This window comes from Nonomuraea sp. NPDC050643, from assembly GCF_040654715.1.
In the GTDB taxonomy this organism is placed as follows: domain Bacteria; phylum Actinomycetota; class Actinomycetes; order Streptosporangiales; family Streptosporangiaceae; genus Nonomuraea.
Genome location: NZ_JBFAIM010000110.1, coordinates 21,484 through 29,822 on the forward strand (window position 1 = coordinate 21,484; position 8,339 = coordinate 29,822).

At 71.5% G+C, this 8,339-nt stretch carries 9 protein-coding genes; 4 read left to right on the forward strand and 5 right to left on the reverse strand.

The features are described from left to right. Nucleotides 1–3: 3 nt before the first annotated feature. Nucleotides 4–351, reverse strand: coding sequence for a phosphoribosyl-AMP cyclohydrolase (gene hisI, locus AB0I15_RS63720; protein ID WP_358119610.1), 348 nt, complete (start codon nt 349–351; stop codon nt 4–6). A gap of 131 nt (nt 352–482) precedes the next feature. Continuing rightward, the gene (locus AB0I15_RS63725) at nt 483–821 is read right to left on the reverse strand and encodes an STAS domain-containing protein (protein ID WP_358119612.1); all 339 of its coding nucleotides are present in this window, start codon (nt 819–821) and stop codon (nt 483–485) included. Between the two features lie 165 nt (nt 822–986). On the opposite strand from AB0I15_RS63725, the gene AB0I15_RS63730 reads away from it, so the two are divergent. Beyond that, the gene (locus AB0I15_RS63730; RefSeq protein WP_358119614.1) at nt 987–1,823 is read left to right on the forward strand and encodes an MEDS domain-containing protein; all 837 of its coding nucleotides are present in this window, start codon (nt 987–989) and stop codon (nt 1,821–1,823) included. Next, a complete protein-coding gene (locus tag AB0I15_RS63735; RefSeq protein ID WP_358119616.1) occupies nt 1,816–2,208 on the forward strand; it encodes an ATP-binding protein in 393 nt (130 codons plus the stop codon). Before AB0I15_RS63730 ends, AB0I15_RS63735 begins: the two co-directional genes overlap by 8 nt. Before the next feature lie 13 nt (nt 2,209–2,221). On the opposite strand, the gene AB0I15_RS63740 is transcribed toward AB0I15_RS63735, so the two are convergent. Continuing rightward, nucleotides 2,222–4,003, reverse strand: a complete 1,782-nt coding sequence (locus AB0I15_RS63740; protein WP_358119619.1) for an ABC transporter ATP-binding protein — start codon at nt 4,001–4,003, stop codon at nt 2,222–2,224. Further along, nucleotides 4,000–5,784, reverse strand: a complete 1,785-nt coding sequence (locus tag AB0I15_RS63745) for an ABC transporter ATP-binding protein (protein ID WP_358119630.1) — start codon at nt 5,782–5,784, stop codon at nt 4,000–4,002. Before AB0I15_RS63745 ends, AB0I15_RS63740 begins: the two co-directional genes overlap by 4 nt. A gap of 116 nt (nt 5,785–5,900) precedes the next feature. Between AB0I15_RS63745 and AB0I15_RS63750 the strand changes: the two genes are divergently transcribed. Beyond that, a complete protein-coding gene (locus tag AB0I15_RS63750; protein WP_358119621.1) occupies nt 5,901–6,530 on the forward strand; it encodes a TIGR03085 family metal-binding protein in 630 nt (209 codons plus the stop codon). A 27-nt stretch (nt 6,531–6,557) separates the two neighbouring features. Here the strand turns inward: AB0I15_RS63750 and AB0I15_RS63755 are convergent, their stop codons facing one another. Beyond that, complete coding sequence (locus tag AB0I15_RS63755) at nt 6,558–7,178, reverse strand: MerR family transcriptional regulator (RefSeq protein ID WP_358119633.1); 621 nt, start codon at nt 7,176–7,178, stop codon at nt 6,558–6,560. Nucleotides 7,179–7,276: 98 nt separating this feature from the next. Here AB0I15_RS63755 and AB0I15_RS63760 point away from each other — a divergent pair, with 98 nt between their 5' ends. After that, nucleotides 7,277–8,194, forward strand: coding sequence for a hypothetical protein (locus AB0I15_RS63760; protein ID WP_358119624.1), 918 nt, complete (start codon nt 7,277–7,279; stop codon nt 8,192–8,194). Nucleotides 8,195–8,339 lie beyond the last annotated feature (145 nt).

Genomic DNA, 8,339 nt, shown 5'->3' on the forward strand with positions numbered 1-8,339 from the left:
CGCCTAACCGAGCGGGAGCTCGAGCGAGCCGGCGTCGAAGCAGGTGCGGTCGCCGGTGTGGCACGCGGCGCCGGTCTGGTCGACCTTGATCAGGATGGTGTCGCCGTCGCAGTCGAGCGCCACGGACCTGACGTGCTGGACGTGGCCGGAGGTGTCTCCCTTGACCCAGAACTCGCCGCGGCTGCGCGACCAGTAGGTGGCCCTGCCGGTGGTGAGCGTCCGATGCAGCGCCTCGTCGTTCATCCAGGCCAGCATGAGCACCTCGCCGGTGTCGTGCTGCTGGGCGATCGCGGGGACCAGGCCGTCGGGGTTGCGCTTCAACCGTGCGGCGATCTTGGGGTCAAGGGCCATACGCCCATTCAACCAGCCCCGTCACCCGCATCCGCCCCGGCCCGGGCCCCTGCGGTTTCCCGGCGGCCGTCCCAGTGGGGGCCGCCGGAGCGCCGGGACGGGTGTGCCGCGAGACTGCCGGGCGCGGCGGGTCAGGCGACCAGGGCCTGGGCGAGCGTGTCGTAGATGGGGAACAACGGCGCCAGGTTCGTCCGCCGGAGGCGGCGCAGCACCTGGCCGTCCGGGGCCACCAGGGCCATCGAGCCGTCCCGGTCGCGCAGCGTGGCCAGCAGTCGCACCAGCACCCCCAGGCCCGTCGTGTCGATGAAGGTCAGCGCCGTCAGGTCGACCACCAGCCGGGGCTTGGGCATCTGTACGGCTTCGTCCAGGCATTTCCTGACCTGGGCGACGTTGTCCACGTCCATCTCCCCCGCCAGGCTGACCACCACGAGCTCACCGTGTTGGCGTCGTGACATCTCCAGCACATCCACGCCCATGCTCCTCATAACCCCTCCCGTGGGCGGCCCCGCCGAAAAGGTACACCTGTCTGCATCGCGTCACGGTGGGTTTTGCAGAGAATGCGCTACGTGATGACCGGGAGGGGAGTACGTTCTTGAGGCGTCACGTGCTAAGGGAGGACACGGGAGGACACTGTCGTGGTGCACGTCGCGGGCTCCGTCCTCGATCCCGACCTGGGAGACCACGTCTGCCTGCCCTTCGAGGGCGAACGAGAGCGCATGGTGGCGACCAGGGCGTTCACGCTGAACGGCCTGCGCCGCCGTACCAAAGTAATGATCATCACCCACGCCGACAGCCCGGAGCGCACGCGCGACTGGCTGGCGCCGCTCGTGCCGGGGTTCGCCGACGCCGAGTCGGCGGGGCAGGTGGAGATCCTGGCCTGCGCCGACACCCACTTCACCAACGGCACCCCCGACCCCGACCGGGTCTACGCCGAGTTGGCCGGCGCCAACGACCGCGCGCGCCGGCACGGCCAGCACGGCGTGTACGCGCTCGTCGACGCCTCCTGGGGCGTGCGCGACACCCCGGCCCAGGCGGCGTTCGAGGCGGCGACCAACGAGCTGTTCGGGGAGCGCTGGCTGGCGGCCGTGTGCCAGTACGACCGCAACCTGTTCCCCCGCGACGCCCTCGACCGGGCCGCCTCGGTGCACCCCATCTCCCCCGAGCAGGCGCTGCTCCGCTTCGCCAACACCGGCTCCCCGTGCGGGCTGCGGGTGTGGGGCGACATCGATCTCACCAACCGGCAGGCGTTCGCCTCGGTGCTGGGCCGGCTGGAGAAGGAGCCGGGCGAGGTCGTGATCGACGCCTCCGAGCTGGACTTCATCGACGCCGGCTCGGCCCAGTTGCTGACCGTCACGGCCATGGCCAGGCCCCAGGGGAGCACCGCGGTCGTCTGCCGCGACTCCATGGCCCGCGTGCTCAGGCTGATCAGGGCGGACGAGTTCGTCACCGTGCGCCGGGTGGGCGATGTGTAGACAGGTGCTCTGCGCGAGCTTCGCGCGGGGGCGCATCACCTTCCTGCGCCGGGCGGTGGCCGAGCACGCCACGTACGAAGGGCTGAGCGGCCGGTCACTGGAGGACTTCGTGCTGGCGGTCAACGAGATCATCACCAACGCCGTCGTGCACGGCGGCGGCCACGGGCGGTTGCTGCTGTGGTCGCACGGCGGGCGGCTGTGGTGCGAGGTGACCGACGAGGGGCCGGGGCTGCCGGCCGGGTGGATCAGCGACCTGCGCCCGCCCGCGGGGTCGGAGTTCCGCGGGCGGGGGCTGTGGCTGACGCGCATGCTGTGCGAGCACATCACGATCGTGTCGGGGCCGAAGGGGACGAGCGTGACCTTCGCGGCCATGAACGAGTCGTGAGGGGACCACCCGGTCAGGAGTGGGCGGCGGAGATCCAGGAGGCGTGCAGGTCGGCGTACACGCCGGGCTGGTCGACCAGCTCGGCGTGCGGGCCCCGCTGGATCAGGCGGCCGGCGTCGAACACGAGGACCTCGTCGGCGTTCTCCGCCGTGGACAGGCGGTGCGCGATCGAGATGGCGGTGCGGCCGCGGGTGACGCCCTCCAGGGCGCGCGCCAGGCGTACCTCCGTGGCCGGGTCGACGGCGGAGGTGGCCTCGTCGAGCAGGAGCAGGTCGGGGTCGGCGAGGTAGGCGCGGGCCAGGGCGACGAGCTGGCGCTCGCCGGCCGACAGCGACTCACCGCGCTGGCCGACCGGCGTGTCCAGGCCGGCGGGCAGGCCCTCGAGCCAGTCGGTCAGGCCCAGCTCGGTCAGCGCGAGCTCGATCTCCTCGGTGGTGGCCGACGGCTTGCCGTACCGGACGTTCTCCTCCAGCGTCCCGTCGAACAGGAAGCCGTCCTGCGGGACCATGACGATGCGCTCGCGCAGGGAGGAGAAGCGGACCTCGCGCAGGTCCCGGCCGTCCACGGTGACGCGGCCGGAGCCGGGGTCCATCAGCCGCGTGAGCAGTTTGGCGAACGTGGTCTTGCCCGAACCGGTCTCGCCCACGATCGCGACCCGGGAGCGGGGCGGGATCTCCAGCGTGACCTCGCGCAGCACGGGCACCCCGCCGGGATAGGAGAAGTGCACGTTCTCGAAGGCGACCGAGATGGGGCCGCGGGGCAGGGTGACGCCCTTGTCCCCGGGGTCGGCCACGTCGGGCGGGGTGTCGAGGACGCCCAGGATGCGGCGCCAGCCGGCGACGGCGTTCTGGGCCTCGTTCAGCACCTCGGTGGCGGTCTGCAGGGGCGCGACGAACAGCGTCACCAGGAACAGGAACGCCACCAGCCGCCCCTGCGTGATCTCCCCCGACAGGCCGAGCCGCACGCCGAGCAGCACGATGCCGGCGATGGCCACGGCGGCCACGATCTCGGTCAGCGGGAAGACGAAGCCGACGATCGTCTGGGCCCGGATCTGGGCGCTCCTGTTGGCGTCGACGGCCGTGTCGATGCGCTCGGCGGTGCGGCGCTCGGAGGCGTAGGCCCTGATGACGGTGGCGCCGACGACGGACTCGCTGACGGCGGCCAGCATGTCGCCGGTACGCTCGCGCACCACCGTGTACGCCCGCGACAGCAGCCGCTGGAAGCGCGGCAGGGCGATCATCAGCGGGATGAAGCAGACCCAGACCAGCAGCGTGAGCTGCCAGGAGTAGACGAACATCAGGACGGTGGCCACCAGGAGCTGGCCGAACGCCACGATGATCATCAGCCCGCCCCATTGCATGAAGTTGCTGATCTGGTCGATGTCGTTGGTGACGCGGGAGACCAGGGCGCCGCGGCGCTCGGTGTTCTGGGTGAGCACCGACAGGTCGTGGACGTGGCGGAAGCCGCGGACGCGCAGGGTGGCCAGGGAGGACTCGGTGGCCTTGTAGAGGCGGACGTTCATGATGTAGCCGGCCAGGGCGGTGAGCACCACGGCCGCCGCGCACACCAGGACGGCGCCGGTGATGTACGGCAGGTCGGGCACGCCGTTCTTGAGCCCCGTGTCGATCGTCTGCTGCACCGCGATCGGCACGATGATCTTGCCGAGGGTCGCGACGACGGCCAGCGCCAGCGTGCCGGCCAGCCCCTTGCGGAACTCGGGGGTGAACGACAGCCCCTGCCGGATCGTGGCCAGGGCGGAACGCTCCGCGTTGACCTGGATGCTCTGCGCCGTCATGCGCTGATCTCTTCCTCTTCGGCGGGGCTGTCGATGGCGGCCCGCTCAGCCTCCTCGCGCTCGTAGGCGGTCACCAGGTTGCGGTAGCCGGCGCAGCGGGCCAGGAGCTCCTCGTGCGAGCCCCGGTCCACGACGCGACCCCGGTCCAGGTAGACGACCTCGTCGGCCAGGGCGATGGTGGCCAGCCGGTAGGCGACGACCACGACGGTCGAGGACTCGGCGGCGTCGCGCAGGCCGTACAGGATCCTGGCCTCGACCTGGGGGTCCACGCTGGAGGTGGCGTCGTCGAGGATGAGCAGGCGGGGGCGGCGCACGACCGCGCGGGCCAGGGCCAGGCGCTGGCGCTGGCCGCCCGACAGAGAGGTGCCGCGCTCGCCGACCCGCGTGTCGAGCCCGGAGGCCAGCCGGCCGACGAAGCCGTCGGCCTGGGCCAGGCGCAGGGCGGCCCACACGTCCTCCTCGCTCGCCTCGGCGGCCAGCGCGACGTTGCCGCGCACGGTGTCGTCGAAAAGGAACGTCTGCTGCGGCACCAGCGCCACCGACTCGGCGATGCCGCCGTAAGCCATCTCGCGCAGGTCCACGCCGTCGAGCAGCACCCGGCCCTCGCCGGGGTCGACCAGCCGGACAAGGAGCTGGACCAGGGTGGACTTGCCGGAACCGGTGGGCCCGACCAGGGCGACGGTCCGGCCCGCGGGCACGTCGAAGGTGACGTCGTGCAGCACCTCGGCCTCGCCGTAGGCGTACGAGACGCCGGAGATCTCCAGCGCGGCGGGGGTGGTGGAGGTGGTGGCGGCGGAGCCGTACTCCATGGAGCCGGTGGCGTCCAGCACGGCCTGCACCCGCTGCCAGCCGACGACGCTGCGCGGCAGTTCGGCCAGCACCCAGCCGAGCGCCCTGATCGGGAAGGCCAGCAGCGTGAACAGGTACGCCACCTGCACCAGGTCGCCGGCGTCGATCGCGGTCGTGGACAGGCGCAGCGCGCCGACGCCCAGCACCGCGAGGACGCCGAGCGTGGGCAGGGCCTCGAGCATGGGGTCGAACAGGCCGCGTACGCGCCCGACGGCGATGTTGGCGTCGCGCAGTTCGTGGGCGCGCCGCCGGAACCGGTCGGTCTCCAGCTCCTCCCTGCCGAGCGTCTTGACGACGAGCGCGCCGTCGAAGCTCTCGTGCGCGATCTCGCTGACCTCGGCGCGCAGTTGCTGGGCGCGGGTGGCCAGCGGGCTGAGCCTGCGCTGGTAGACGAGGTTGAGGACGGCGATGGCCGGGAAGATCAGGAAGCCGACGAGGGCCAGCACCAGGTCGGTCAGCAGCATCGCGACGGCGGCGGTGAAGAGCATGACGATCACGCCCACGGCCATCGGCAGCGGCGCGAGCGGCGCCCAGGCGGCCTCGGCGTCGGCGCTGGCGTTCGACAGGAGCTGGCCGGTCGGGTGCCGGTGGTGCCAGGCCAGCGGCAGCCGGAGATACTGCTTGGTCACGTCCCTGCGCGACCTGGCCTGCATGCGGTACTGCATGACGCCGGCCAGAATGCGCCGCCCCGCCACGCCCAGCGACTTGAGCAGCGCGGCGCCCACGATCAGGAACACGCCGGTCCACAGCGCGCCCGCGGCGGCCTCGCCGTCGCGGAACGCGGGCAGGATGACGTTCTGCGTGGCCCAGCCGAGCGCCCACGCGGACGCGACGGTCATGCCTCCATAGACGGCGCTGGCCAGGACGGCCAGCGCGAACACAGCTCTCTCAGTGCGGATGGCCACCCCAAGGACACGCAGCCCTTGACGCATCACGGCCGAGGTGACCTTGCTCGCCACTCGGTGAGATTCCCTTCAAATCCGACGTTTCTACGTATGTCACTATCACGCCCGATCATTGGGTTATTCCCACAGGTAGGGTTGGCCCCGTGACTCATGCTCGTGGCGAACGCGCCGCGCTCTGTGACCTGCTCGACCGGCTCGGCCCGGACGCGCCGACCCTGTGCACGGGCTGGACCACCGCTGACCTGGCCGCCCACCTGGTGTTGCGCGAGCGCAGGCCCGACGCGATGGGCGGCATCGCGATCAAGCCGCTGGCCGGCTACACCGCCTCGGTGCAGAACGCCCTGAAGGCCCGGCACCCCTACCCCGAGCTGGTCGGCCTCGTCCGCAAGCCCGGCGGGATCTACGGCGTGCTCCCCTTCCTCGACGACGCCGTCAACACGCTCGAATACTTCGTCCATCACGAGGACGTGCGCCGGGCCCAGCCGTCGTGGGAGCCGCGCGAGCTGCCGACCGACCTCGAACAGCTCATCTGGAAGCGGGTCTCGAGCGGCGCCCGGCTGATGCTGCGAAAGTCGCCGGTGGGCGTGGTGCTGCACCGCCTCGGCGGCGGCGTGGTGCTCGGCGGCGCACGCGGCGGCTCCCGGGTCGAGGTCACCGGCCGGGCGGCCGAGCTGCTGATGTTCTGCTTCGGGCGGCAGGCGCACGCCAGGGTGGAGCTCAGCGGCGACCCGCACTCGGTCAGCCTGCTGCGCGAGGCCAGCCTCGGGGTCTGACCCCCGGTGCCCGCCGGCCTCTCGCGCTCAGGTGTAGATCCGCTCGCCGACGGTGGCCTGCGCCAGCCGGCGCAGTGAGGCGATCAGCGTGTCACCCACCGAGGTGCCGATGACCACGATCTCCACCGCGCGCTCGCGGTCGCTCACGTCGCCGCCGAGCAGCCGCAGGTCGGCCTCGGCGATGAGCTCGGCCGCCGCGGCGTAGGAGTCGAGCGCTTCGAGCATGTCGTGCCGGCCGACCTCGTCGAGCGTGGCCAGCACGCCGACGGCGGTGCGGTAGGCGGGGTCGTTCGTCCTGATCCGCCAGCCGCGCCTGACCATCAGCTCGTGCAGGCGCTGCTCCGCCTCGTCCTTGTACGGCCCCGGCCGCGCCTCCTTCCGCTGGGTCACCGTCTTCTGGGCCGCCCCCAGGAGCTCGAGCTCCTCCAGGTCCGGGTTGTCGATCTGGGCGACCAGGTCGCGGATGACCGCGATGGACAGATCTCCGTACTCCACCAGGGCGCGGACGAGCCGGAGCCTGCGTACGTGCTCCTCGCTGTAGTCGGCCTGGTTGCGGCCGGTCGGCCGCCCAGGAGCCACCAGGCCCTCCCGCATGTAGTACTTGATCGTCGGGACAGGGATCCCGGTCGTCTCGCTGAGCTCCGCCATCCGCACGCTTTCATGCCTCCCTCTTGCCGTCTGTGGATAGCCTAGCTATAGATAGTAGTAAGTAGCACTATCTGCTATCCGCTTCGGGAGGGTCTCCCATGCTCCGCCGGCACCGCCCCCTCGTGCTCTTCGCCGCCCTCATGGCCGCGCTGAGCCCCGTCTTCCTCGTCCTCGCCCTCGCCGACCCGCGCACGCTCGACGGCGTCCCGATCTGGTTCAAACCGATGAAGTTCTCGATCTCCTTCGCGCTCTACTCCTTCACCTGGGCCTGGTTACTCTCCCTGCGCCACCGCGCCGGGCGGCTGAGCCGGTGGCTGGGCACGGCCCTGGTCACGGCCCTGGTCACGGCCGCGCTCGCCGAGGTGGCGCTGATCGTGTTCCAGGCCGCCAGGGGCCGCCACAGCCACTTCAACGAGGCCACCCCGCTCGACGGGGCGATCTGGATCGCCATGGGCGTCACCATCGGCGTCCTCATGCTCGCCAACCTCACCGCCGCCGTGCTCGTCCTCGTCGAGCGCCAGGCCGACCGGGTGAGCACCTGGTCCGTACGGTTCGGCCTGATCGTCTCCACGCTCGGCATCTCCTCCGGCGCCCTGATGGTGACCGGCGTGCCCAGGCAGACGTGGGCAGAGGACTTCGCCGGCGCCCACAGCGTGGGCGTGGCCGACGGCGGACCGGGGCTGCCCGTGGTGGGCTGGAGCACCGTCGGCGGCGACCTGCGCGTGCCCCACTTCGTCGGCATGCACGCCCTGCAACTGCTCCCGCTGTTCGCGCTGCTGCTCGCCGCCCTGTCGACCCGCCTGGCGGCGCTGCGCCCCGAGGCGCCCAGGACCCGCCTGGTGATCATCGCCGGGCTGGCCTACAGCGGGGTGTTCCTGCTGGTGCTCTGGCAGGCCCTGCGCGGGCAGCCGCTGATCCGTCCCGACGCCGCGACCCTGATCGTCCTGGGCGCCCTGGTCGCGGCCACGCTCGGCGCGACCGTGGTCGCGCTTCGCCCGCGGACGGAGCCCTCGTGAGCCCGAAACTCCCGGCGCGGCGGGCGCTCACGGCTAAACTCCAGCCCGTACGATGGCTTAGGAAAGAAGCCCCCCGGTTAGGATCATGTACATCTTTACCAAGATGCCTAGTGATCGCCCAGATCCGGGTATATACGGCTGGGAA

Coding starts and splice junctions, on each gene's coding strand:
- AB0I15_RS63745 (WP_358119630.1), bottom strand. CDS start 5,784: ATGCGTCAAGGGCTGCGTGTCCTTGGGGTGGCCATCCGCACTGAGAGA.
- AB0I15_RS63760 (WP_358119624.1), top strand. CDS start 7,277: ATGCTCCGCCGGCACCGCCCCCTCGTGCTCTTCGCCGCCCTCATGGCC.
- AB0I15_RS63735 (WP_358119616.1), top strand. CDS start 1,816: ATGTGTAGACAGGTGCTCTGCGCGAGCTTCGCGCGGGGGCGCATCACC.
- hisI (WP_358119610.1), bottom strand. CDS start 351: ATGGCCCTTGACCCCAAGATCGCCGCACGGTTGAAGCGCAACCCCGAC.
- AB0I15_RS63755 (WP_358119633.1), bottom strand. CDS start 7,178: ATGGCGGAGCTCAGCGAGACGACCGGGATCCCTGTCCCGACGATCAAG.
- AB0I15_RS63740 (WP_358119619.1), bottom strand. CDS start 4,003: ATGACGGCGCAGAGCATCCAGGTCAACGCGGAGCGTTCCGCCCTGGCC.